Source organism: Acinetobacter sp. YH12200 (assembly GCF_013418175.1).
In the GTDB taxonomy this organism is placed as follows: Bacteria; Pseudomonadota; Gammaproteobacteria; order Pseudomonadales; family Moraxellaceae; genus Acinetobacter; species Acinetobacter pseudolwoffii.
In genome coordinates this window covers 84,452-108,150 of sequence record NZ_VPCO01000005.1, presented here as the reverse complement: position 1 = coordinate 108,150, position 23,699 = coordinate 84,452, and the positions used below count along the sequence as shown (strand labels likewise).

Below are 23,699 nucleotides of genomic sequence, written 5' to 3'. Positions count from 1 at the left end.
TTTAGTGATGAAAAAGTTATATCAAAAAAATATACTTTCGGCTTCGGTATCAATGGTGATGACATTGGTGTTATGTCAAAGTGCCGCAACTCAAGCGAGTGATATTGATATTTATAGCAGCACAACTGGTGGTAAAACTTCTATTTTATTAATGTTGGATACATCGGGCAGTATGGGTATAAGTTCTCTAGTATTGCCCAAAAATAATAGCTATGGTAGTCCAGGTGATGTGGATAGCCCGTTGTGTGCGCAAGTTGATGTAAAAGAATTTAAAAATGATTATAAGGACTCCACGGCGGTCAATTTTAAGGAGTGGGCCTATAATTTAAGGGATACTGCAACTAATAGAACATCAATCCAAAAATCAGTGACAATTGGTACAACTACCATAACTTACTACGTTCGCGGATGTACTAGTGGCGGTGTAACTCAATACGATCGACTATCTCGCCTCAAGGATGCAATTTTACCACTGTTGGCAGAAAGTCCAACAACAGGATTGTCTGATAGTGTAGTTATGGGGCTAGGCCAGTTTTCATCTAGAACAGAGTTGACTATTGGTAATGTACCTACAAAATTAGTCGATGGTCATTCCGGTCGGATTGTTGTGCCAAATGCTCCGTTGACAACAGCGCAGCGTATAAAAATAGCTCAAGCTTTAGCAGCAATTAAATCCATTGATACATCAACAAATGAAGATGGAACTCCAAATAGTAATTTAAAAATATCCAGTCAAACCTATCCAGATATAATTAAGGCAGCCAGCGGTACGCCAACAGCACACGCTTATGCAGAAGCTGCTGCCTATATGATGGGGACAAATACAGGTGTTGCTACAACATCAACAAAAGTTAGCTATATTTATGATGGCTATATGTTGAAGCAAAAAGGCTCGGAACAGGTTTATTTCCTTTGTGCGACTTCTGGGGGAGGGACAACCACAGCATTAGGTGCAACTGTGAAACAGTGTCCAAGTGACTGGCCTGAATGGAATAATAATGATAAGACAGTTCAAGGTACAACTATTTATAAGCCTTATGATGGTACATGTACGAGGGCAAATGCTCCCAACCAGAACTGGTGTACTGTTAACTTTAATAATTTTAGAACCGCAGTTGGTGGAGGAATGTCATCGTTATGGGATGCGTATAAAAAACTTCCTGTTGGTTGGCGTTTTGATGGTTGGGTGAAAGTACCTACAGAACCAATGGATATTGAACCAGTTGTTGGTACTGTTTGGGGGTATCCAGATAGTATCAATGGTTTGGTATCGTATCGTACTAATCCTTTTTCACTAGATGGAACTAGTGATAATAATGTTGGTGGTTTTGCATATTCAGTGCCTGAATCGAAAAATAGCAGTAATTATATTGCTGGCGGTTCAACGAATAGTTGTGATGGGAATGGGATTTATTTCTTAACAGATGGTGCACCAAACTCGACGAAAGATGACATGGCGCGAACAATTTTAAATCGATCATTAACTGATACTTATAAATTTTCGGTAAAGCCATCTGGTACAGGCGTTTTAGTTTCACCGACGTTAAAGTCTGATTTATTTGCTGGTGAAACTGGTGGTTGGGAATATATTGGTGAATATGCCAAAAAAATGCGTAATAGAACTGCAACATCAAATACGCAAAAGAACCCTGCTGATATGAATATTAAAACTGCAGTTGTTGGTTTTGGTGCTTCATTTGCTGGTTTAACTAAGAATGCAGATGGCACATATAATTGTGCAAGTGCGCCAAATGAAGATGCTAAAAATGCCTGCTTATGGGGTAGTTCAGCTTATGGTGATGGTGGATTTTATTATGCTGAAAACTCAGCCGATATTAAAAATAGTATTAAAAAATTCGTTACGAATGTAACACCTGATTTTGAACCCATTGCAACAGGTTCACCTACATTACCTCAAGATGCTTTAAATCCATTAACGATTCAACCTTATGGTTATTATGCGTCTTTTACACCAAAGCCTCAGGCGCAATATCGTTTGTGGATGGGTAATCTTAATAAATACAATGTCTATAATGGTGAACTGTATAATAGTTCCAACACTATTAAATTGATTAAAGACGATGGTTCACTTAACTCAAATGCCAATGGTCTTTGGAGTGGTGGTGTGCTTGGTCAATTGGCTTTAGGTACTGCACTTAATTCTGATAATGAAACTTATGTTCGACGCACTATTTTTACAAATAGGACAATTAGTTCGACGACGCCATATACTGCAACTGAAACAAATTCTTTAAAAGAATTAAATGTAAATGCATTGTTTGGAACAGGTGCGAATGCTTCTTTTGTTAATGATCCACAAAAAAATTATTGGTTGAACTTGTTGGGTTATAACGTTGCTGCTGATGCAACGGGAATTACCTTAAATAGTTTGTCTTCTGCTACTGAACTTCGTCAGCTTGGTACAGTAATGCACTCAACACCAATTTTACTCACCCAGCGTGGTGCTATTAAGGTTGATGTTGCGACGGGCGCACTAGATACGACAGATCGGGATGATTATTTACTCTTTGGTAGTTCCCAAGGTCTTTTACATGTTGTAGATGTTAAAACAGGTAAAGAAAAATTCGCATTCGCTCCTCATGAAATGATGGAAAGACAGCCAGAAGCATTTTTAGCTGAAAATTCGACTACGGGTGGATCTGCTAATTTGTTTTATGGGATTGATGCACCATGGTCTGCGTATACGCAATATGTTTCTAAAGAGGATGGTTCATTAACAGTACAAGCGTCTGATAAAACAAGTGATGGTGGTACAAACACAGATTTAGCACTCAAAGGCTTACAGTGGGTATATGGTGGTCTGCGCATGGGCGGAAACAGTTACTATGCATTGGACCTTACTGACCTCGATAAGCCAAGCTTGAAATTCCATATAGATCCAAAATTAACTGACTCAAAAATTTATAAATCTGGTACTACAGTGTCTGTAGAAGCGCTAGATTACATGGGGCAAAGTTGGTCTAAACCGACGCTGGCTTATGTAAACTTTGGGAGTGAAAAACGTCCAGTGATGTTTGTAGGTGGTGGTTATGATGCAGGTTATGAAGCTGCTGATTACAATCAAGCTACAACCAAAGGTGGTGGTGCTGGCGTTTATATGTTTGATGCGGATACGGGTGATTTACTGTGGTGGACAAGCGCAAATGCTACAAAAGCCTTAGGCGCTCAAGCATTCACCGATGCGAGCGACGCAAATATCAATATGAAATACAGTGTTGTGAGTCAGATTAACGCAGTCGATCGCGATAATGATGGTTTAGTGGATAATCTTTATTTTGGCGATTTAGCAGGGCAAGGCTTCCGTGTTGATTTAAATAATCTTGCAACGGGTACAGATGAAAATGCTAAAAAAGCTAACTTTGCTAAACGTGTTGTTCGCTTATTTGATGAGCATGTAACGGGTGGTGCAAGCCCACGTTTCTATGAAATGCCAAGTGTATCGATTCATGAAAGTAACGATGGTTATATCGCTGCAGTTGCATTTAGCTCAGGGAATAGAAGTAAGCCTTTAGTCGGTGCTACAGGAACAAACCATAATGGGTCTACAGTTAGTGCAGATGATGGTGTATTTGTTGTTTATGACAAAGATGTTGCTAAACCAGCACTATATGATGAATTGACACTTGTAACGAATAATATAGCCTTAGAATCGTTAAATGATGTAATGGATGATGGTGTTTCTGTCGCCGATAACGATGGCTGGAAATATACTTATTCTGACAAGGCAGGTGTGTATAAAGGCATGAATGAACTTTATGCACTGGATAGCATGCTCTATGTAAACGTATTCCATCGCGATGGTACGGGTATTGGTGGTAATTGTGGTGCTGGTGTTAAAGGTGATTCCTATGTGTATCAGTTCTGCTTACCAACAGGAAAATGTCCGTTTGCAACAACAACATCAGGTGAACCTAATAAAGTTAAAATAGGTGCTGGTATTTTAGGTTCTGGCCTTGGATTAGGTCATAACAATAATAAAGATAATACTGGCTTGGTAGTGCCACGTCCGGGTAGTGTGGATTGTAAAGTTACTGCAAATAAAAACTTGCCTGAATGTCAATTGTTTAGTACGACCGCAAATTTAAGACAATTGCGTTGGTATGAAACACGCTAGGAGTAAAGAGATGAACTTTTTTTCTAGTTTAATACGAACGCATAATACACAGCTGACTGTTTCTGCTACAGCTTTGCAATTAAATTCGGTAGCGCAATTAAAAAAGGCAAAAGGTTTTACATTAATTGAGTTGATGATCGTGGTTGTTGTTGTTGCAATTTTGGCAGCAATCGCGATCCCAAGTTACAGTCAATATATTGAACGTAAAGATCTTGCCATCGCTCGTCAAGAAGCCTTACGGTTGGCAGGAGAGCTTGAGCGTTTTAAATCTAAAAATTTTAGTTATAAGGGTTTTGATGCAACGTATTTATATGGTTATCAAGGTACTGATTCCGATGGGAATTCTACCAGTGAAAGCTATTATGACAAAGCGACAGGAAAATTGTCATTGCCTTTAGGTGCGAGTGGCTCAGATGTTAAATATATCATTACCTTAGTTGATGGTGGTACTCGTCATAAACCTTTGACAATTGAAAAAAATAGTGAAGGTGCAGAAACAACTGATTCTGAGAGCGTTAATGGATTGAGTTGGGCTATTTCTGTGGAACGCGTTAAAGACGGCACGGAGCCTAAACAGCCACGTAATTATGATTTGCTTTTAACTAATGCAGGCCTTCGCTGTATGACAAAAGTAAAAAATGTTGTGAGCACATTCGTAAGCTGTGGTGATGATGATAATAGTGAGTCATGGTAATGAAGAGCTTGAAAGGATTTACATTAATTGAGCTGATGATTGTTGTAGTTATTATTGCAATTCTTGCGGCAATTACTTATCCCTCATATCAAAACTATGTACAGAGAACTAAACGTGCTGATGCACAAGCAGAAATGATGCAAATTGCACAAAAAATGCAGAGCTATTATGTTATCAACCATAATTATTCATCAGCTACGATAGATGGTTCAAATACTACAGTAGATTTCCCAAGCAATGATGCACTGTACTCTATCGATTTAGATGCAGGGGACCAAACTTGGACACTCACCGCTGCTCCTAAAAGTACTGGCGCAATGAAAAGTACAGGAAGTTTAACTATAGACAGCACAGGTAAACAATGTTGGGAAAAAACATCGGGTGCATGTGAACCATGGGACGGCAAATAATCCAAATTCAAAACTGTGGATAAACAAAAAATGATCTTTCATTCAGGGCAAATATCACGTAAAATACTGCCCTCTATGAAAGGGGTTTGAGCTGTATCGATGGTCGGTACAAGGATAATCCGTAAAAACTATAAGGTTCTATCATGGTTGTTATTCGTCTTACTCGCGGTGGTGCTAAAAAACGTCCGTTCTATCAAATCGTTGTAACTGATAGCCGCAATGCACGTGACGGTCGTTTCATCGAACGTATCGGTTTCTTCAACCCGACAGCTCAAGGTAAAGCAGAAAAACTTCGTTTAGATGCTGACCGTTTTGCTCACTGGGTTTCTCAAGGTGCTCAACCTTCAGATCGCGTTGCTTCTTTAGCTGCTCAAGCTAAAAAAGCTGTAACTGCTGTTTAATATGGTAGTAGATTGCCCATGACACCAACACAGAATGTTCCCGAAGATCGTATTCAGATTGGACAGCTACGTTCAGCATATGGATTAAATGGGTGGCTCTGGGTCTATTCCAATACAGAACCCATGAGCAACATATTTGACTATCTGCCTTGGTACATTGAGACCAAAGCAGGTTGGCAAATTGTTGATGTAAAACGTTGGAAACCACATGGTAAAGGCCTGGTTGTTTCGCTTAAAGGTGTGAGTGATCGCACTGGGGCAGACCAACTGGTTGGCACCAATGTCTGGATTGCTAAATCGCAACTGCCTCAAGCGGGTGTAGATGAATATTATTGGTCTGATTTAAAGGGTCTAACAGTGTTAGGTCTGAATGATGAGGATCAAGAAATTAATCTCGGTCAAATTTTTGAACTGTTTGAAACAGGTGCCAATGATGTGATGGTGGTTCGCACAACTGCCGACAGTATCGATGGCGAAGAGCGCATGATTCCATGGCATAAAGATGTGGTACAACGCGTTGATCTTGAAGCTGGTCGTATTTACGTCAATTGGGGCGTAGACTACTAACACTTTTTGGAAATAAGGGAGTCTGCGATGTTTTTTGCAGTCATTACGCTTTTTCCTGAAATGTTTGAAGCGATTACAGCCTACGGTATTAGCGGGCGCGCAGCAAAACGTGATTTGATGCAAATTCATTGCATTAATCCTCGCGATTTTGCGACGGGCAACTACAAACGGGTGGATGAACGTCCATTCGGTGGTGGTCCGGGTATGGTGATGATGGCGGAGCCTTTGGCACAAGCAATCCACCGTGCCAAAGAGCTTGCAAATGAAGCAGGCGCAGTTCAGGTTCCTGTGGTGTATATGTCACCGCAAGGAAAAACCTTAAACGAAACTGCAGTACAAGACTTCGTTCAATATGACGGATTGATTGTACTGTGTGGGCGTTATGAGGGGGTCGATGAACGTTTGATCCAGCAATATGTTGATCAGGAATGGTCAATTGGTGATTATGTTTTGTCGGGTGGTGAACTGCCAGCGATGGTTTTATTAGACAGTATTATCCGGAGGCTTCCGGGGGCGATGTCTGATGAACAATCCCATGTGCAAGACTCCTTTGTGGATGGTCTGTTAGACTGCCCACAATATACCAAGCCTGACCAGTTTGAAGGTTTGGATGTGCCTGAGGTACTTAAATCAGGTCATCATGCAAACATTGAAAAATGGCGGTTTTTGCAGCGTTATCAGCGAACACTTGAACGTCGACCTGAACTGGTCGAACAAGTAGAATTGACCAAGCAGCAAAAAAAATGGCTGAAAGATTTGTAAGACATTGCTGAGAAATTGGTGCTGTCTTCGAAAACGGTACTTAAATTGAGTTTAAGTATTCTTTAATAGGCTCTTTATGGTTGAGATGGTCAACTTTAAAGGGAAAGATAATCGGGTCTATGCGCTTTAGCCTCTAGCCCCCGCGATGATCAGACCTCTTCTGACTCGCATTATTGGAGATACCCCATGAGCGGTAAGCATCCTTTAGTTCAAGTAATTGAAAATGCACAATTGAAACAAGACATCCCTGCTTTCGCACCAGGTGATACAGTGATTGTTTCTGTAAAAGTTAAAGAGGGCGACCGTGAGCGTCTTCAGGCTTTTGAAGGTGTTGTAATTGCGAAGAAAAACCGTGGTTTGAACTCTGCGTTCACAGTACGTAAAATTTCTAGCGGTGTTGGTGTTGAGCGTGTATTCCAAACTCACTCTCCAATCGTAGCTAAAGTTGAAGTGAAACGTCGTGGTGATGTTCGTCGCGCTAAACTTTACTACCTACGCGAATTGTCTGGTAAAGCTGCACGTATCCGTGAAAAATTACCAGCTCGTAAAGTTAAAGCTTCTTAAGTTTAGGCTCAAGTTAAGTTTTATCTCGAGTTAAAAAATGCGCCTTTGGGCGCATTTTTTATATCCTAATATTTATATAAGAACTATAAGCCTTGCAGTTTCAATCGATTGGCATGCTGGCGGTAAACATCGACCGGGTCGGGGGCAAAGATGCTTTTCAGGCCCAAGACCATATTGACTTCATCCAGATGATTCCAGTTGTAGTTATCGCGAATGGTTTTACCAAATTTGGCACTACAGCGAGAGACCAGACCATCATTGTCCTTGCCACCATCAATCAGCAGGCTGGTGACTTTCAAAGCAGAGTCGGGATCGAGAATGTTGGTCACTGTGCCAGTGCCGGTAAATGAATAGTTATAAATATTATTCTGTTTATAGGCACCTTCGCCACAGGTCGTGCTTGACATTCCCAGCGGATATTTCTGATTAAATTGTGCCGATCCTGCCAGTGTCAGACTGCGACCACCTGCAAGAGAATCATGCGGGAAGCTGTTTGGATCCAGTCCTTGGGCCCAGGTGATGGCTTTAGACACCAGATTAATCCCACCGACCAAAGGGCCTTGTAGTGGCGTATCTTCTGCCTGAAGAATCAGATCTGCAACTGGTGAGCCTTTATGCGGCGCACCGACCGCAGTCAGAGAGGCGACCAGTTGAGGCGCTACACCAGCGACATAACGAATCGTGGGACCACCATGAGAATGACCAATCAGATTGACTTTAGATGCGCCTGTAATCGCCCGAATTTCCTTCACTTGTTCTAAGAGTTGTTCACCGCGAATTTCTGATGAGTTAAACGGTGATACTCGGGTCGCCCAGACATTGCCACCATTGCGGGCCAGATCCGGTAAAATCTGATACCAGTAATCCAGACCAAACTGATCTGTTCCGACCCGGATAAAGCCTGCCATCCCGTGTGCAAACACGATGGGATATTGGGTCTTGGCATAGTGTGAGCTGGCTTTCGCTGTGACCTGACTGGCTTGAGTGGATGCCTGAGCCGTGACACATGTGCCAGCCAGCAGCAGATTGGTGATGAATAAGCCGTATTTCATATATTTTCCTCATTTTTGTTGTTTTGACAGGATGATTCTTATCCTGCTTTGCTAAATGACCCATCCGAAACGGGCGAGTTAGGTTTTAAGTTGCTGTATTTAAAAATTATGATTGATGGATAACAGTGAATGATTTATAAGCCTTGCAGTTTGAGCCGGTTGGCATGTTGGCGATAGAGTGCAATCGGGTCTTGGGCAAAAGGCCCTAAAATGCCGAAGAACTGGTTCACTTCATCGAAATGATTGTGGGCATAGTCTTGACGAATGATCTGACCATAACGTCCACTACATAAAGGTAGAGCGCCATCGTTGGCTTCACCTTTCAAGAAAGTCCCGCCTAAACTGACAATAGTCGATTCAATGATATCCAGAGGATTGGTGGTTTGCCGGTTGCCCATCCAGGAGTAATGATGAATGCCATTGGCTGTGATCTTCATGCCTTGGGTCTGACAGTCTTCAGGAATCGCAGCAGAACCGTATTTTATATTGAAGGCTCGAATGTCTTCAGGATGCATGGCACTTAAGGCCGCTGTGATATTTACCGGATATTGATTTGCTGTCACCAGATTCATGCTGTAGCCCAGAATTGTTCCAATGGCATGAATCAGCGGTTCTAGTAAAGGTGTCTGGCTGGCATTGACAAAAACAGGTGTGCCTTTCATCGCACCTGCAATTGCGGTCAGTGAAGCCACTTTGGCAGGTGCAACAGCTTCAATATATTGAATGGTTGGTCCACCTTGACTATGTCCAATCAGATTGACTTTAGCTTTACCCGTCAGTGCAAGAACTTCGTCAATTTGTAGTAACAGCTGTTCACCACGTAGTTCATTGGATGCAACCGCAGATAATTCCGCGGAAAATACACGCGCACCATGACGGGCTAAATCTTGCGGGATCTGATACCAATAATCTAAACCGATGTTATCGGTTCCAATGCGGTTAAAGCCCAGACCGAAGCCATGGACAAAGATGAGCGGATAATGGGTTTTGGTGTAGCTGGATATAGCGAATTTGGGTGTATATTCAATCAATGGACTCTGCTTGGCATAAGCCAAGGAACAACTGAATCCAATAAATAGACTGAATACCAGGCTTATTGTTTTCATTATTCTATCTCTGCTTCATCCGGGAAAATGATGACCGCTTATATAGCAAAGCCTTTATCAATCCCGATAAAGGCGAGCCGCTTACAAACCTTGCAGCTTTAAGCGGTTGGCATGCTGACGGTATAACGTCACCGGATCTGGAGCGAATAGACCTTTCAAGCCAAACATCATGTTGGCAAGATCGGTATGATTGAGTTTGTAATTGTCATTAATCACTTTACCCATATAAGCACTACAACGTGCGACCATACCATCATTGTTTTTATTGCCATAAGACAGTGGGCCCAGTTGCATTAAAATCGTATCGATATCTAAGGCATTGGTGGCTTGTGCCACACCTGTCCATGAATAGTAATAAATACCTTTAGAATCTTTAGGTTTGAGGTTTTTATTACAGTTCTCAGTCGCTGCTAAAACGCCGTCTTTGACTGCTTCTTTTGCAACAGTTGCATTAAAGTTTTTTGATTCTGTTTGGGTTAGTGATTTCATCGATGCATCAAAATCGATTTCTAATTCAGGTTTAAGCTGAGCGAGTGCAATTAAAGGTCCCACAATATAGTCACCTAAAATATTAAACGCGGTGCGGCTTAAACTATTGCTTTGAATATCGTCAGCAACTTTAGAACCATGATAGGTACCAGCAACGCCTGTAATCGATGCCAGATATTCTGGTTTAGTGGCAGCGACATAGAGCACGGTTGGCCCGCCATGAGAGTGACCAATCAGGTTGACTTTGTGTTTGCCGGTGATTGCTATCACATCTTCAACCTGGCTGATCAGCTGTTCACCGCGATGTGCTGTCTTATTTGCCGGAGACAACTGTGCAGCAAAGACGGTAGAACCATTGCGTGCCATATCCGGTAGAATCTGATACCAGTAATCCAGCCCGATGCTGTCGGTGCCAATGCGTGACCAGCCTAGCCAGCCATGTACCATCAGAATAGGATATTTGGTTTTGGCATAATCAGATCTGGCCTTTTCAGTGACCTGTGTCGCACTTGCCGCGGCATGGGCCTGTGCAGAAAAGCTTAATCCCAGAGTTGTTGCTAAAGTCACAGTCAGTAACTGTGCTGTCTTGCTGAAAGTACGCATAAGCATCCCTTTTTAATTTTATCGTTATTAAAGCAATCATTGCTTTTCTAGAGTGTTATAAGCCAAAAAAGCAGACTTTGGACCATACAGTTTTGGCCTTCTATGGCTGAGCAATTTTTCTTTTGAGTAGCGGTATTTTTTCACTTCAACGCGCTAAAACCATGTCATTTTAGGACACGACAGAGAGAAGAGATTTACATTGTAAGAATATGTTTTATTTACGGCTGTATTTAAATTTTAAGTTGTTGAAATACAAAACACTCATTGAGGTTATTTTGTGTAAACAAGAAATATTTAGAAACAAAGTTAGGGCGGGAGATATGAAGGCATAAAGCTTTCGATATGAGGATCATAAAAAAAGCCATCAACAGGTGATGGCTTTTAGGCTTAATTCGCAAAGGGCAACTTGCCGCCTTGATCATGAATTTGTTCAAAGGTTTCGACCCGCAGCTGGTCATTCGGCTGTTGAAAACGTTGCTGGCGCAGCTTCTCGACGGCTTGTTGTTTGGCGCTGTCACTCATGCCACTTTGCATGATGCCATCCCGTTCATTGAGATACGTCGTGACACTGGATTTCCAGCTGGCACGTTCGCCATCCAGTTGCTCCAGACGTTGCGTGGCTTCAGGGCCGACCAGGTTTAATCGCATTTGACGAATCTCTGCATTTGAGCCACCACGCGCTTTAATGTCTGCGCTGAGTTTGCGTAAATCTTCGAGTTTATTCAGTTGTTCCAGATTTTCCTGCCAGTCTTGTGGCAATTGTTCAAACAGATTTTTGAGCTTCTGGGCTTTTTCAGACTCGCTTAAGCTGTTGTCTGCCAGCACGGCCATACGGTCAAGCGTATATTCATGATAGGTGTCTTCGGTACCAAATAAACCTTCAATTTCATAATTAGAAAAATATTGTTTACGCAAATTCTGGGTGCTGCTATAGATGCTGCGGTAATAGGCCGGATCTTCCTGATCGAGGCCTGTCGGTGCAGTCAGTTGGCCTAAACCTTGACGATACTGAATATAGCGATCCCATAAATCCAGAATTTGTGAGAGAGCGGGTTCTTTATGATTCTGGCGAATGTAAGTTTTAAAATCCTGTTGAATCTGCGCCAGATTTTTTTCACCAAACTGGGTAATAAAATATTCAAAACAGTTTCGAGTCTGTTCATTGACAGTCAGACGGTTACTCGCATCCAGCTGCATCTGGCAATTGATTTCGGTATCTTGCTGGCTGGCACTGGAAAATGCTGCATTGGCAGGGTTGGTCATACTTAATGCGGCAGGTTCGCCGCGGCGTTCACTAAGAGATGATTGGCCAATAGTCTCTGTCTGTGATTCATTCTGAGGAGATAACCAGAGCATCAGGGTGATAAAGCACAGCACCACCAGAGCCAGAATGATCCATATCTTGTATTTCTGCATATCCTATGCACCTGTTTTTTCGGTTTCATTATTTTTAGAGTTTTGATTCGGCTCAATATGCCATAAAAATCATCAGATACCATAGAAAAGTTGTAAATCATCGCACAGGGTTTTACCATGGCGCCAATTTATAAAATGTCTGATTTTTTGCCATGAAAGCATCATCTCCTAAAATTCAGCGTCGTCATCTTAGTGGTGTCTTCCTTTTGAATAAACCCTTGGGCATTAGTTCTAATGCTGCATTGCAAAAAGTTCGCTGGTTGTATCGTGCGCAAAAAGCAGGCCATACTGGGGCACTGGATCCTCTGGCCTCGGGTTTATTGCCGATATGTTTAGGTGAGGCGACCAAGTTTTCGCATTATTTATTAGATTCAGTCAAGCGTTATCAAACGACGGTCTTTCTTGGACATAGCACCACCACCGGCGATGTCGAAGGCGAAGTCTTATTAGAAAAAGCGGTTCCTGAACTTTCGGAAGCGTTGATTCAAGAAACCTTGACACAGTTTATCGGTGATATCCAGCAAGTGCCACCGATGTATTCGGCGCTGAAAAAAGAAGGCCGTCCTTTATACGAACTGGCACGTAAGGGCATCGAGATTGAACGTGAAGCGCGCCCGATTAGCATTCTGGCCATTGAGCTTTTATCCTTTACTGAAAATAGCATTACGCTGGATATTACCTGCTCTAAAGGGACTTATATCCGGGTACTCGGTGAAGATATTGCCAAAGCCTTGGGTACTTACGGTCATCTGACCTATTTACACCGCATTAAAACCGGTCATTTTGATTTGATCCCGAGTTATACCATTGAATATCTGGAAAGCTTGAATGAAGACGAGCGTGATAGGTTGTTGTTGCCAGCTTATGCGCCGGTGCAACATTTCCCGCAAATCCAAGTGCCAGAAGGGCGGGCAGAATATTTTAGCCGTGGTATGGAAAGTAATATCGAGCATGAAGCAGCTGAACAGGTCTTGGTTTTTGATGGTGAAAAATGTTTAGGCTTGGCAGAAATTAGTGATAAGAAACGCCTGGTGCCAAAACGCGTCTTAAACCTCTAAGCAAGGTCTGAAATATGGATATTGAGATCATCATCAGCCTGATTGTCTTTGCATTTTTTGCAGGGGCAATTGATGCTGCTGTAGGCGGTGGTGGTCTGATCCAGATTCCGGTAATTATGGGTAGTCTGCCGCATTTACAGCCGGCTACCGTATTTGGTACCAACAAACTGGCCTCGATTTTTGGTACTGGCTCTGCGGCATTTTCCTATTTGCGTCAGGTAAAACTGCCGTGGTTGCTCTTGGGCGTGATTGCAGCTTGCAGTTTCATCAGCTCGTTTATTGGCGCGGCGAGTGTCACCTTGATTCCGGTCGAAATCCTCAAACCTTTTGTATTGATCATGCTGATTGTCATCGCGATTTATACCGTGATGAAAAAGCAGTTTGGTCAGGTGCATGTTCAGCAAAAGCTCACCAAGAAAATGTTGGCATTGGCAGTTTTGGGCAGTCTGGCCATCGGATTTTATGACGGAATTTTCGGGCCGGGCACGGGCAGTTTCTTTATTTTCTTTTTCATTCGTTATTTAAGTGTCGATTTTTTACATGCTTCAGCTTTATCTAAAATTGCCAATTTCACCACCAATCTGGCAGCGTTAACTTTCTTTATTCCCAGCGGCAATGTGCTATTTATGGTCGGGGCGATGATGGCGGTGGCCAATATCTGTGGTTCCTTGCTGGGTGTCAAATTAGCCTTTAAATATGGCAGTGGCTTTATCCGGATTTTATTCCTGATTCTGGTCAGTTTACTGATTTGCCGGATGGCCTATCAGATGTTCTTTATATAAGAATAGATGTAAACCATTCTCAATATTAAAGTTTTTTATACAATTTGTACTTATAAAACCTCCTGAACCCATGCCATTTTCTTTCTATGATGTAAAAAGGCAGGGCGAAAACAGGAGAAAAATTAGATGACCACCATTTTTGAAGCATTAAGAGAAAGTCATGAAATTCAGCGTGATCTTGCAGAAAAATTACTACAAACTTCAGGGGATACAGCAGAACGTCGTGAGCTGTTCAAACAACTCAAGAATGAATTATTTGCCCATGAAGCGGCTGAAGACCGTTATTTCTATATCCCCCTGATGATGACTGATTCGGGCTTGAATATCACCCGACATGCCTTGGCCGAACATCATGAAATGGACGAGATGATTGAAGAGCTGACTGCAACAGAATTGAGTAATCCGGGCTGGATTGCAATTGCCAAAAAGCTTTCCGAAAAAGTGCATCACCACTTAAAAGAAGAGGAACATGGTTTCTTCCAACAGGCAGGAAAAATTCTCGGTGAAGAGCAAAAGACCGCTTTAGCAGTGCAGTACAAGACTGAATATCAACGTTATAAAGACATGAAAAAAGATATGCTGGTACAAAGCTAAATTTTAACTTCAAATCAAATAAATAAAAAAGATGGCTCTACAGCCATCTTTTTTATCCGGATTCATTTCTTTGAGGTATTTCTTCCAAATAAAGAAAGCACAAGAATGAATGAAAATATTGAGTCAGTTGCCCAGATCCCAATCAGGCTTTATGCACTCCGCTCTGCAGCTCCTTGACGCGCGGCACGTACTGTCACACCGACAGAGGCCAGCATAATACACACCAGAGCGACCGCTTGCAGTACCGTGATTTTCTCACCCAATAACAGAAAACCGGTCAAAGCTGCTAAAGCCGGAGAGAGGCTGGACAGGGTGCCATAGCTCATTTTGTTTAAATGCTGTAAGGCTTTTAAATCGAGGGCATAAGGAATCGCGGTGGCCAGAATTGCAATCACAATGGCCTTGCCCCAATGCTGTGTATCAATCAATGCGGGTGCGTTGTTGTAGAGCCCGATCGGCAGCAGACACAATGCTGAAATACTGATGGCAATGGTCAGTGCATGCATGCCGATATTCTGCTGAACTACACGTTGGCCAAAGAAAATATACAGCGCCCAGCAGAAACCTGCCCCCAAGGCACAAGCTGCGCCCAACAGGTCAAAATTACTGCTATTGGCCTGTCTCCATGGCACCATCAGCGCGATGCCCAAAATGGCCATCAATACCCAGATATAATCACTACGGTGTTTAATCGACAGTAGAGCCAGTCCCAAAGGGCCAATAAACTCCAGACCTACCGCAATGCCCTGCGGTAAACGACCAAGTGACAGATAGAATAAAATATTCATGACCCCTAAAGCCGCGCTATAGCAGAGTAAATCCCGCCATTTTAAAAAAGGCAAACGTGAAATTATTTTCCAAGAGCGGAACATGACGCAGACAATGATTGCAGCAAAACAGAGTCTTAAAATGGTGACAGTAATCGGATCCAGTACACTAAACAGCTGTTTGGCAAAAGATGCACTGATCTGGTACGAAGTCATGGACAAGACCATGAAGAATACGGCAAGAAGTTGGGCGTTTGGCATGAAAGCAGCTTCTACCCAGAGCGGGTGAAAATGAGAAATAGAAAGAAATGAAATTATAGCAAACTGGTTGATTTTTGCTGAGTAGGCCAGAGCAATATTTTGTGAATGCAACTTAAGTTTGGAGATAATCAATTTACATTTTAGCTCAATCAAATATGTGAAGTTTTAAATTCAAAATTAAACTTACCTCAGGTGTGGTTACAAATTAATCAATTTTTAATTTGATCTTATTTTTATATTTATTAAAATATCTTAGATCCCAATTCGGGGCAGCATTAAAATAACAATGAAAATAATAAGGTAGATAATAATGAAATTACGAATACTTTCTTGCGCCATTTTGGGCTGTATGCTTGCAGCATGTGGTAGCTCTGATAATTCGGATAATAATACACCAGTCCCTAGCCAACCGGCTCCGAGCAATCCTGGTAATCCGAACAATCCTGGAACCCCAGGTGATGGAGCATCAGACACAGTGTCGGAATTCTACAACTATCAGTTCAACTTGCCGAATGCTGATGCAGCAGACATGGAGTCGAAAAAACTTCTATTGGCCAGTCATAAAAATAAAATTACTGACGGCATATTATATGCGGATGATAACAGTGTCGTGGATACTGAATATAATATTGAGGAGAACATGGTCTTCCCGACTTATGTCACCGCTAAAGGGGTATTTCCTGCAGATCGGACCCGTACAGCATTCGGCTATAAGCTGGAAAAAGTACTGGAAAATACGACCACTCAATTTAAGAGTCGTCCTGTGACCCTACCGGAGAACAACATCAGTAATCATCGGCATATAGAGTGGTACGACCTGTCAGGAAAAGCATTAACTGAACGTACCAATATTGCTGTGGTGAAAATGTATGAGGATGCTGCAACCAGAGTGTTATTTAATAGTGATAATACGACAGCCGCTGACCGTAAATATTATAATGAGTTTGCAGCCAATTTTATTGATTTGCAGAAGGCGCGCACATTCCCGAATGGATCTAAATGTTTCCGTCTTCAGGCTGAACATCCGGAAGAAGAATATATTGAATTTGATCCGGAAACAAAAACTGACTATCGCACGCTGGCTGATTGGCAGGCACAAACGTCTGTCCAGGAGCTGGCAAAAACTATTCGAGATGGCACCATGGCTGGCTTGAAATATAAAAAGGCAGAATATAAAGATGCTGCTATGCAATATTACAAATATTTTGGTGCGATCGAATATCAAGGAGGAATTTATAACAGTGCGTTCTCGGAACATGGAGAACATATTGATCACAACGATTATGTTGCCCAATCACGAAAAGTGGCTTTAGACAAATTAAAGGAAAATGATGCCAGTCCTTTAATGATCAAATGGACAGAATACACTTATGAGCAGCTTGCTTTTGCATGTGATGGCTATAATGTGACAGCAGCCACTGTATTAAATACGGCGATTAAAGATGCAACACCACGTTAAAATGATTCTAATAAAGGTATCTTAAATAAAGGCGCTATAGCGCCTTTATTTTTATTCAATGTTTTCGTCTTTGACTGGTCACCGTACAGCCAATTGAAGCACTAATAATCGTGGCCAGTGCCAGCCATTGTGTCCACAATAAAGTTTCACCCAAGAAGATAAAACCAGAGAGTGCTGCGATTGCAGGTTCCAGACTCATCAAAGTACCAAAACTCAAGGCGGTTAAATTTCGCAGGGCAATCATTTCCAGAGTAAAAGGCAGGGCGCTGGCCAGCACAGCCAGAGCCATGAAATATAACAGGCTGATGGGTTCAAAGGTATGCGCAGGAATGCCAGCAAAAAGCGCAATTGGCATCAGTACCAGCATCCCGACCAACATGCCCAAGCACACGGTATGGTTGCCGGAAACCCCGGAAGGCTTTTGCCCAGCGACGATGTATAGCGCCCAACAGGCACCCGCACTTAGGGCAAATAGAATCCCGACCGGATCAAGTGGCTGTGCAGCCTGATCAAAGGGAAACAGCAGAATCAGGCCTAAAATCGCCAATCCGACCCAGACAAAATCAAATTTTTGCCGCGCATAAAACAGCGCCACACTTAAAGGGCCAATGAATTCAAAAGCAACCGCAATGCCCAGCGGCAGGCGATCAATCGACAGATAAAACAATAAGTTCATGCCAGCCAGAGCTAAGCCATAGCTCATAATTGCTAACCATTTCACCTGTCTGAAATGAATTTGCCAAATTTTAAAAATCAATGCCAAAATTACAGCACCCAAAAGCAGACGCATGGCTGAAACGGTCAGAATGGGAAACTGACCGAACAGATATTTGGCAAAGGAGCCACTGCTTTGCATACTGATCATCGCGATCAGGAGAATCAGTGGCGCTTGTACAATAGGTGCAATTTTAAAATTCAGCATAACTTAATAGGTTTCGATTTCTCGAAGAGCGGAAGAACAGTAAAGGCTGAAAAATAAAAACCTTAAAAAACAAAAAACCACAGCCAGAAAGCTGTGGTTTTTTCATATTGTTAAATTAGAACAGTACGCGTACGCGGATTGTTCCTTCAACTTCATGTAGGGTATCGAGTGCTTCTTTAGATGCAGTCGCGTCTACGTCCATCACCAGGTAACCGACATCACCTTTGGTCATTAAAGACTGGCCAGAGATGTTAATGCCATGTTCAGCAAACAGGTTGTTGATCTTAGAAAGAACGCCCGGCATGTTTTTATGAATGTGCAGTAAACGGTGTTTACCTTCAGTTAATGGCAGCGCAATTTCCGGGAAGTTCACTGCAGATAAAGTCATACCTTTATCTGAATAGGCAACGAATTTCTCAGCAACTTCCAGACCGATGTTGGCTTGTGCCTCCATGGTCGAACCACCCACGTGCGGAGTCAGGATCACGTTTGGAAGGTTACGCAGTGGAGAAACGAATTCTTCACCATTGGCTTTCGGCTCTTTCGGGAATACGTCTACTGCAGCACCAGCAATGTGACCAGACTTGATCGCATCTGCCAGATCTTCAATCACAACACATGTACCACGTGCTGCGTTCAGGAAGATTGCACCTTCTTTCATTTGCGCAAACTGTTCTTTGCCAAAGAAATTACGGGTAGATGGCAGATCCGGAACATGTAGAGTAACCACATCTGCATTGGCCAGTAATTCGCCCATAGAACCGACTTGACGTGCATTTCCTAAAGGTAGTTTTGTCACTGCATCATAATAGGTCACTTTCATGCCCAGGCTTTCAGCCAGTACAGAAAGTTGTGAACCGATTGAACCGTAACCAACGATACCTAAAGTTTTACCACGTGTTTCGAATGAACCGACAGCCGATTTGTTCCAGCCACCTGCATGTGTATCTGTTGATTTTTCAGGTACACGGCGCAGAAGCAGAATCGTTTCTGCCAAGACCAGTTCAGCGACTGAACGGGTATTTGAATACGGTGCATTAAATACCGGAATACCGCGACGCATTGCAGCATCGAGGTTGACCTGGTTGGTACCGATACAGAAACAACCCACAGCAATCAGTTTGTTCGCAGCTTCAAATACTTCTTCAGTCAGTTGAGTACGGGAACGAATACCGACGAAGTGTGCATCTTTAATCGCTTCTTTCAGTGCTTCGCCTTCGAGCGCTGTTTTACGATAATCGATGTTGGTATATCCAGCTGCATTCAATGTGTCGATTGCGTTCTGATGAACGCCTTCTAACAGTAGAAAACGGATTTTATCTTTAGGTAGAGATAGATGTTGGCTCATTACGGCTCCGCTACAAAGGCCAAATTTAGTCGCGGTATAATAGCACAGGAAAAGGGCGGTTATACATTTCCTTGATGACGGCAATATCAGCTATTTTTGCAAGTGATAGTAGTGAAAATGATAAATCTGGTTGATTTAAATATTCATTTTCAAAGGTATATTATCAAAATTGTCATTTTTTAAAGGAATCCCCTAAAAATAGCTTATAATATTGCGCCATGCTGTTTAAGCTGCCATTTTTGGTGCTTTAATCATCATGTTTCGCCTGATTTGTATACAGGCTTTTATGCCTAAAAAATATGCAAATAAACCAGCGAAGTCTCTCTTGTTTAAATCATGCTAGGTCTGCAAACGATGAATGCTCCAGTCGCTTTAACCCCTGAGTTATTGACCCAATTGACGGCAATTTTGGGTGAAAACCGTATTAAAACCGATACGGACAGCCTCCAGAATTGGGGTCGTGATCATACGAAACACTTTGATCCAAACCCATCGGTCATCGTTTTTCCTTCGACGACTGAACAGGTTCAAGACATCGTAAAATTGGCAAACCAGTTTAATGTTGCAATCACCCCATCAGGCGGTCGTACGGGTCTGTCTGCAGGTGCAGTTGCAGCCAATGGCGAGATCGTGGTGAGCATGGACAAGATGAACCAGATTCTGGAATTCTTCCCGGCAGACCGGATGGTTCGCGTGCAGGCAGGCGTGGTAACTGAACAGTTGCAAAACTATGCTTCCGATCAGGGCATGTATTATCCAGTCGACTTTGCTTCTGCGGGCTCAAGCCAGATTGGCGGGAACATCGGCACCAATGCCGGTGGTATTAAAGTTATTAAATACGGCATGACCCGTAATTGGGTACTTGGCCTGACCGTGGTGACAGGTAAAGGTGATGTACTACGCCTGAACAAGGGCATGATCAAGAATGCAACCGGTTATGCGCTGCAACACTTATTTATTGGTGGTGAAGGTACACTGGGGCTAGTCACTGAAGCTGAAATCAAGTTGGAACGTCAACCGCAAGACCTGCAAGTGATGGTGCTGGGTGTCACTGATTTTGATGCAGTCATGCCCGTGCTTCATGCATTCCAGGCGAAAATTGATTTAACCGCATTTGAGTTCTTTGGTGAACTGGCAATGCAAAAAGTATTGGCCAATGGTCATGTACAACGTCCATTTGAAACTGAATGTCCATTCTATGTTTTGCTTGAGTTTGAAGCGCCGTTTGAGCCGATTATGGACAAGGCGATGGAAATTTTTGAGCATTGTATGGAACAAGGTTGGGTACTGGACGGTGTTCTGAGCCAAAGTCTGGACCAAGTCGAAAGCTTATGGCGTTTACGCGAAGACATCTCTGAGTCAATAGCACCGTTTATTCCATACAAAAATGATATTTCAGTATTGATCACGCACGTTCCTGCATTTATTAAAGAAATTGATGCAATTGTTGCAGAGAACTATCCAGACTTTGAAATTTGCTGGTTCGGTCATATCGGTGACGGTAACTTGCATTTGAACATCTTGAAACCAGCGGATTTAAGCAAGGATGAATTCTTCGCTAAATGTCAGGTAGTAAACAAGTATGTCTTTGACACCGTGAAAAAATATGATGGTTCAATTTCAGCCGAACATGGCGTAGGGATGACCAAGAAGCCATACCTTGAATATTCACGTTCTGCGGAAGAAATCGAATATATGAAAGCCCTGAAACAAGTGTTCGATCCAAATGGTATTATGAACCCGGGTAAATTATTTGATCTTTAATCTGATCGGATTTTAAAAGTTTACAAAAGCGCATCGCAAGTTGCGCTTTTTTTATCAAATGAAGCGTAAAACTCTGTCCTTCAGAGCAGAGATATAAGCGACACGACATAAAATGTCGTTTTAAGAATTGCCCAACATAGGGTATAGAGAAAAAATTGTTAATATAACCACATGAAAACACTTAAATTACGTATAAAAGACAAACATTGCAAGGTGCTAGATCAATTAGCATCTGAGGTGAACTTTGTCTGGAATTATGTCAATGATTTAGGGTTTAAGCATCTAAAAAGAAAAGGTGAATTTCTATCAGCCTATGATGTTGCCAAATACACCAAAGGCGCATCGAAAGAATGCAATCTACATAGCCAAACCATTCAGGCTGTTACAGAAGAATTAATCACTCGAAGAAAACAGTTCAAGAAAGCAAAGCTGAAATGGCGTGTGAGCAATAAGAAATCAGCGAGAAGATCACTTGGCTGGATTCCTTTCAAGAAAGTAGCAATCAAATACGCTGATGGATATGTTCAGTACGGCAAGCATCAATTCAAGTTATGAGATAGTTACGGATTAAGTAAATACAGCGTGAGAACAGGCTCATTCGTTGAGGATAGTCGTGGACGGTGGTATGTATGCCTTGTAGTGGATTCATCTAAGCAAAATAAACCTACTGCAACTAAAGCGATTGGTATTGATCTCGGTTTAAAAGACGTTGCCACCTGTTCTGATGGTACTGTAATTTCAAATCCTAAGTTCTATCGGAAATATGAACAGAAATTAAGTATTGCTCAACGAGCCAAGAATAAAAAACGTGTACGTGCATTACACGCTAAAATTGCTAATTGTCGTAAAGATCATTTGCATAAGGCAAGCACCATGCTTGTGAGAGAAAATGCACTGATTGTTATTGGCGATCTGAGTGCGGGTAAACTTGTAAAAACTAAAATGGCAAAATCTGTTTTAGATACAGGTTTTTCAGCATTCAAAACAATGCTCAAGTATAAATGCGAGAACGCAGGGGCAATGCTTGAAGAAGTAAGTGAGAGATTCACAACCTGAGAAACATTGTTTCGCAAGGTTCGTGCTGTGGTGAGATCACTTCTAGCAGTCCGAAAGGTAGAGCAGATTTGCGAATAGGAGTATGGGAGTGTGAATGCGGAAGTTCCAATAACAGGGACGAAAATGCAGCGAAGAACATACTTGCGCTTGGGCATAAGCGTCTAGCAGTAGGAATCACCTCCGTTTCAGGGAGGTGAGGATGTCAATGCTGTGTAAATGGGGTTACATAGTCTAAATAGCGTTAAGCTGAAAAGCGCGGCATGATAAATTTGTATAATAAGGATAATCTGGGTTAAACGATATGTTACGGTTATTAGCGGTTACAGCTTTAGGTCTGGGTATGATGATGTCGGGTTGTACCACTACCCAGCAGGTGATTGCAAAAGTGCAGTCTTCTTCGGATACACCTTTGGATCAGGTACTTAAAATGAGGCCTGATTTACGTAATGAACTGGCAACAGTCGAGATTCGTCAGTTTTTTAATAATGTGGAGTCACCCACCGTTGGGCAGGTGAAAGTGACTGAAACAGGTTTGTTGGATGATTCGGTCAAATCAGTTCAGACCATTTATCATTTCAAAAAAGAACAGAAAAGCTGGAAAATGCAGAATGCTGAAAAGTTATATCAGTGTGCACGTGGTTCAAATACCAGAAACTTCCAGAAAGCAGCCTGCCCATAATAGTGTTTGATCTTTAGTCAGAATTTGGTTAAAAGCGTATCTTAGTGATGCGCTTTTTGCTTTTGGGAAGAGGGGGGAGTTGATGGACTCAAATATATTAGCCGCTACAATTGGCGTGATTGGAGGATTTTTAGCTTCACTCTTATTATTCTATCTAAATAGGTTTTATACCAATTACGATAAAAGAAAATCAGAAAAAATCCTACGAGAAAAATTATTGTATCGTGAGAAAGATAGTGAATTAGAGGCAGATCAAAATTTTATTTTTTCTTTACCTGACTTGAAAAGAGGTGTATTTAAACTGTCATATCAATTGGGATAGCGAAATTGCTCTTAATATGATGAAAGGTAATGAAGACTTAATCTGGTTTTTAAGATTCTGTTGGCTGAGCTTAGTAAAATTTTTTCCTCAAGACCATTTTTCAACAGAAGGACATGTTAATTATATTGATAAATTTATCATGGATAGGGCTAACTATCATTACTCTAGATTAGACTGTAGTGACCCATTAAAAAGTGGAAGTATTTCAAAAATAAAGTTAGGATCTTCGATAGCAAAAGATATTGATCAACTAATTATAGACTTAGTAGAACAAATTCTTCATTTTGAAAATCCTAGAAAAGAAAAATGGTTTCAAGAGTGGAACTCAGTAGAGTCTATTTGATTTTTATAAATTATTAGAATATAGATGAATAATGTATCCTCCATTGATTTGTTTTGAGTAGGTCATTAAAAAAGAGAACGGACTTAAAAACAGGACTCTGCTAAAATTTCCTCTTTCTATTTTAGACAAAGTTTAGCCTGCTTAA

The 23,699-nt window shown here is 41.9% G+C and carries 22 protein-coding genes and 1 pseudogene; 16 read left to right on the top strand and 7 right to left on the bottom strand.

Annotation, left to right across the window (positions count from 1 at the left end; genetic code table 11):
* The first annotated feature begins 7 nt into the window (after positions 1–7).
* From FTU90_RS04670 to rplS, 7 genes are all read left to right on the top strand, one after another.
* On the top strand, positions 8–4,135 hold the full coding sequence (locus FTU90_RS04670) for a pilus assembly protein PilC (RefSeq protein WP_180049899.1): 4,128 nt from the start codon (positions 8–10) through the stop codon (positions 4,133–4,135).
* A gap of 10 nt (positions 4,136–4,145) precedes the next feature.
* Positions 4,146–4,829: a prepilin-type N-terminal cleavage/methylation domain-containing protein gene (locus FTU90_RS04665; RefSeq protein WP_180049897.1), complete on the top strand. Its 684-nt coding sequence runs from the start codon at positions 4,146–4,148 to the stop codon at positions 4,827–4,829.
* On the top strand, positions 4,829–5,239 hold the full coding sequence (locus FTU90_RS04660) for a type IV pilin protein (RefSeq protein WP_180049895.1): 411 nt from the start codon (positions 4,829–4,831) through the stop codon (positions 5,237–5,239). Before FTU90_RS04665 ends, FTU90_RS04660 begins: the two co-directional genes overlap by 1 nt.
* Before the next feature lie 143 nt (positions 5,240–5,382).
* Positions 5,383–5,640 carry a 30S ribosomal protein S16 gene (gene rpsP / locus FTU90_RS04655; RefSeq protein WP_180071978.1) on the top strand — a complete coding sequence of 86 codons (258 nt, stop codon included), beginning with the start codon at positions 5,383–5,385 and terminating at the stop codon, positions 5,638–5,640.
* Between the two features lie 18 nt (positions 5,641–5,658).
* Positions 5,659–6,207, top strand: coding sequence for a ribosome maturation factor RimM (gene rimM, locus FTU90_RS04650; RefSeq protein WP_180071977.1), 549 nt, complete (start codon positions 5,659–5,661; stop codon positions 6,205–6,207).
* Positions 6,208–6,234: 27 nt separating this feature from the next.
* Positions 6,235–6,969, top strand: coding sequence for a tRNA (guanosine(37)-N1)-methyltransferase TrmD (trmD, locus tag FTU90_RS04645; protein WP_004644986.1), 735 nt, complete (start codon positions 6,235–6,237; stop codon positions 6,967–6,969).
* Positions 6,970–7,155: 186 nt separating this feature from the next.
* Entirely contained in the window at positions 7,156–7,533 is a 378-nt protein-coding gene (rplS, locus tag FTU90_RS04640) for a 50S ribosomal protein L19 (RefSeq protein ID WP_005094271.1), read from the top strand.
* Positions 7,534–7,616: 83 nt separating this feature from the next.
* Here the strand turns inward: rplS and FTU90_RS04635 are convergent, their stop codons facing one another.
* The 4 genes from FTU90_RS04635 to FTU90_RS04620 all read right to left on the bottom strand — a co-directional run bounded on the left by FTU90_RS04635 (position 7,617) and on the right by FTU90_RS04620 (position 12,199).
* On the bottom strand, positions 7,617–8,585 hold the full coding sequence (locus tag FTU90_RS04635) for a triacylglycerol lipase (protein WP_180071976.1): 969 nt from the start codon (positions 8,583–8,585) through the stop codon (positions 7,617–7,619).
* Positions 8,586–8,719: 134 nt separating this feature from the next.
* Entirely contained in the window at positions 8,720–9,691 is a 972-nt protein-coding gene (locus FTU90_RS04630; protein ID WP_180071975.1) for a triacylglycerol lipase, read from the bottom strand.
* 81 nt (positions 9,692–9,772) lie between these two features.
* Complete coding sequence (locus FTU90_RS04625) at positions 9,773–10,783, bottom strand: triacylglycerol lipase (RefSeq protein WP_005094261.1); 1,011 nt, start codon at positions 10,781–10,783, stop codon at positions 9,773–9,775.
* A gap of 387 nt (positions 10,784–11,170) precedes the next feature.
* Complete coding sequence (locus FTU90_RS04620) at positions 11,171–12,199, bottom strand: lipase secretion chaperone (protein WP_180071974.1); 1,029 nt, start codon at positions 12,197–12,199, stop codon at positions 11,171–11,173.
* 152 nt (positions 12,200–12,351) lie between these two features.
* On the opposite strand from FTU90_RS04620, the gene truB reads away from it, so the two are divergent.
* From truB to FTU90_RS04605, 3 genes are all read left to right on the top strand, one after another.
* Entirely contained in the window at positions 12,352–13,257 is a 906-nt protein-coding gene (gene truB, locus FTU90_RS04615) for a tRNA pseudouridine(55) synthase TruB (RefSeq protein ID WP_159138820.1), read from the top strand.
* 14 nt (positions 13,258–13,271) lie between these two features.
* Positions 13,272–14,039 (top strand): TSUP family transporter, encoded by a 768-nt coding sequence (locus FTU90_RS04610; RefSeq protein WP_180071973.1) that lies wholly within the window; start codon positions 13,272–13,274, stop codon positions 14,037–14,039.
* Between the two features lie 126 nt (positions 14,040–14,165).
* Entirely contained in the window at positions 14,166–14,633 is a 468-nt protein-coding gene (locus FTU90_RS04605; RefSeq protein WP_180040693.1) for a hemerythrin domain-containing protein, read from the top strand.
* Positions 14,634–14,782: 149 nt separating this feature from the next.
* On the opposite strand, the gene FTU90_RS04600 is transcribed toward FTU90_RS04605, so the two are convergent.
* Complete coding sequence (locus tag FTU90_RS04600) at positions 14,783–15,661, bottom strand: DMT family transporter (protein WP_180071972.1); 879 nt, start codon at positions 15,659–15,661, stop codon at positions 14,783–14,785.
* A 310-nt stretch (positions 15,662–15,971) separates the two neighbouring features.
* Between FTU90_RS04600 and FTU90_RS04595 the strand changes: the two genes are divergently transcribed.
* Complete coding sequence (locus FTU90_RS04595; RefSeq protein ID WP_180071971.1) at positions 15,972–17,120, top strand: hypothetical protein; 1,149 nt, start codon at positions 15,972–15,974, stop codon at positions 17,118–17,120.
* A gap of 55 nt (positions 17,121–17,175) precedes the next feature.
* Here the strand turns inward: FTU90_RS04595 and FTU90_RS04590 are convergent, their stop codons facing one another.
* Complete coding sequence (locus tag FTU90_RS04590) at positions 17,176–18,042, bottom strand: EamA family transporter (protein WP_180071970.1); 867 nt, start codon at positions 18,040–18,042, stop codon at positions 17,176–17,178.
* A 115-nt stretch (positions 18,043–18,157) separates the two neighbouring features.
* Positions 18,158–19,390, bottom strand: a complete 1,233-nt coding sequence (serA, locus tag FTU90_RS04585) for a phosphoglycerate dehydrogenase (protein ID WP_005094251.1) — start codon at positions 19,388–19,390, stop codon at positions 18,158–18,160.
* Between the two features lie 354 nt (positions 19,391–19,744).
* Between serA and FTU90_RS04580 the strand changes: the two genes are divergently transcribed.
* The 5 genes and pseudogenes from FTU90_RS04580 (at position 19,745) to FTU90_RS16055 (ending at position 23,554) form a co-directional block, all read left to right on the top strand.
* Complete coding sequence (locus FTU90_RS04580; protein WP_180071969.1) at positions 19,745–21,154, top strand: FAD-binding oxidoreductase; 1,410 nt, start codon at positions 19,745–19,747, stop codon at positions 21,152–21,154.
* A gap of 171 nt (positions 21,155–21,325) precedes the next feature.
* Positions 21,326–22,407: pseudogene (locus tag FTU90_RS04575) on the top strand (RNA-guided endonuclease InsQ/TnpB family protein).
* A 104-nt stretch (positions 22,408–22,511) separates the two neighbouring features.
* Entirely contained in the window at positions 22,512–22,889 is a 378-nt protein-coding gene (locus FTU90_RS04570) for a hypothetical protein (protein WP_005094245.1), read from the top strand.
* A gap of 82 nt (positions 22,890–22,971) precedes the next feature.
* Positions 22,972–23,211 carry a hypothetical protein gene (locus tag FTU90_RS16060; RefSeq protein ID WP_005094237.1) on the top strand — a complete coding sequence of 80 codons (240 nt, stop codon included), beginning with the start codon at positions 22,972–22,974 and terminating at the stop codon, positions 23,209–23,211.
* Positions 23,212–23,227: 16 nt separating this feature from the next.
* The gene (locus tag FTU90_RS16055) at positions 23,228–23,554 is read left to right on the top strand and encodes a hypothetical protein (RefSeq protein ID WP_252721262.1); all 327 of its coding nucleotides are present in this window, start codon (positions 23,228–23,230) and stop codon (positions 23,552–23,554) included.
* Positions 23,555–23,699: the final 145 nt, after the last annotated feature.

What these genes read in the sequence shown, in the direction of transcription:
- FTU90_RS04670 (WP_180049899.1), top strand. Translation starts at nt 8, where the DNA reads ATGAAAAAGTTATATCAAAAAAATATACTTTCGGCTTCGGTATCAATG.
- FTU90_RS04665 (WP_180049897.1), top strand. Translation starts at nt 4,146, where the DNA reads ATGAACTTTTTTTCTAGTTTAATACGAACGCATAATACACAGCTGACT.
- FTU90_RS04660 (WP_180049895.1), top strand. Translation starts at nt 4,829, where the DNA reads ATGAAGAGCTTGAAAGGATTTACATTAATTGAGCTGATGATTGTTGTA.
- rpsP (WP_180071978.1), top strand. Translation starts at nt 5,383, where the DNA reads ATGGTTGTTATTCGTCTTACTCGCGGTGGTGCTAAAAAACGTCCGTTC.
- rimM (WP_180071977.1), top strand. Translation starts at nt 5,659, where the DNA reads ATGACACCAACACAGAATGTTCCCGAAGATCGTATTCAGATTGGACAG.
- trmD (WP_004644986.1), top strand. Translation starts at nt 6,235, where the DNA reads ATGTTTTTTGCAGTCATTACGCTTTTTCCTGAAATGTTTGAAGCGATT.
- rplS (WP_005094271.1), top strand. Translation starts at nt 7,156, where the DNA reads ATGAGCGGTAAGCATCCTTTAGTTCAAGTAATTGAAAATGCACAATTG.
- FTU90_RS04635 (WP_180071976.1), bottom strand. Translation starts at nt 8,585, where the DNA reads ATGAAATACGGCTTATTCATCACCAATCTGCTGCTGGCTGGCACATGT.
- FTU90_RS04630 (WP_180071975.1), bottom strand. Translation starts at nt 9,691, where the DNA reads ATGAAAACAATAAGCCTGGTATTCAGTCTATTTATTGGATTCAGTTGT.
- FTU90_RS04625 (WP_005094261.1), bottom strand. Translation starts at nt 10,783, where the DNA reads ATGCGTACTTTCAGCAAGACAGCACAGTTACTGACTGTGACTTTAGCA.
- FTU90_RS04620 (WP_180071974.1), bottom strand. Translation starts at nt 12,199, where the DNA reads ATGCAGAAATACAAGATATGGATCATTCTGGCTCTGGTGGTGCTGTGC.
- truB (WP_159138820.1), top strand. Translation starts at nt 12,352, where the DNA reads ATGAAAGCATCATCTCCTAAAATTCAGCGTCGTCATCTTAGTGGTGTC.
- FTU90_RS04610 (WP_180071973.1), top strand. Translation starts at nt 13,272, where the DNA reads ATGGATATTGAGATCATCATCAGCCTGATTGTCTTTGCATTTTTTGCA.
- FTU90_RS04605 (WP_180040693.1), top strand. Translation starts at nt 14,166, where the DNA reads ATGACCACCATTTTTGAAGCATTAAGAGAAAGTCATGAAATTCAGCGT.
- FTU90_RS04600 (WP_180071972.1), bottom strand. Translation starts at nt 15,661, where the DNA reads ATGCCAAACGCCCAACTTCTTGCCGTATTCTTCATGGTCTTGTCCATG.
- FTU90_RS04595 (WP_180071971.1), top strand. Translation starts at nt 15,972, where the DNA reads ATGAAATTACGAATACTTTCTTGCGCCATTTTGGGCTGTATGCTTGCA.
- FTU90_RS04590 (WP_180071970.1), bottom strand. Translation starts at nt 18,042, where the DNA reads ATGCTGAATTTTAAAATTGCACCTATTGTACAAGCGCCACTGATTCTC.
- serA (WP_005094251.1), bottom strand. Translation starts at nt 19,390, where the DNA reads ATGAGCCAACATCTATCTCTACCTAAAGATAAAATCCGTTTTCTACTG.
- FTU90_RS04580 (WP_180071969.1), top strand. Translation starts at nt 19,745, where the DNA reads ATGAATGCTCCAGTCGCTTTAACCCCTGAGTTATTGACCCAATTGACG.
- FTU90_RS04570 (WP_005094245.1), top strand. Translation starts at nt 22,512, where the DNA reads ATGTTACGGTTATTAGCGGTTACAGCTTTAGGTCTGGGTATGATGATG.
- FTU90_RS16060 (WP_005094237.1), top strand. Translation starts at nt 22,972, where the DNA reads ATGGACTCAAATATATTAGCCGCTACAATTGGCGTGATTGGAGGATTT.
- FTU90_RS16055 (WP_252721262.1), top strand. Translation starts at nt 23,228, where the DNA reads ATGATGAAAGGTAATGAAGACTTAATCTGGTTTTTAAGATTCTGTTGG.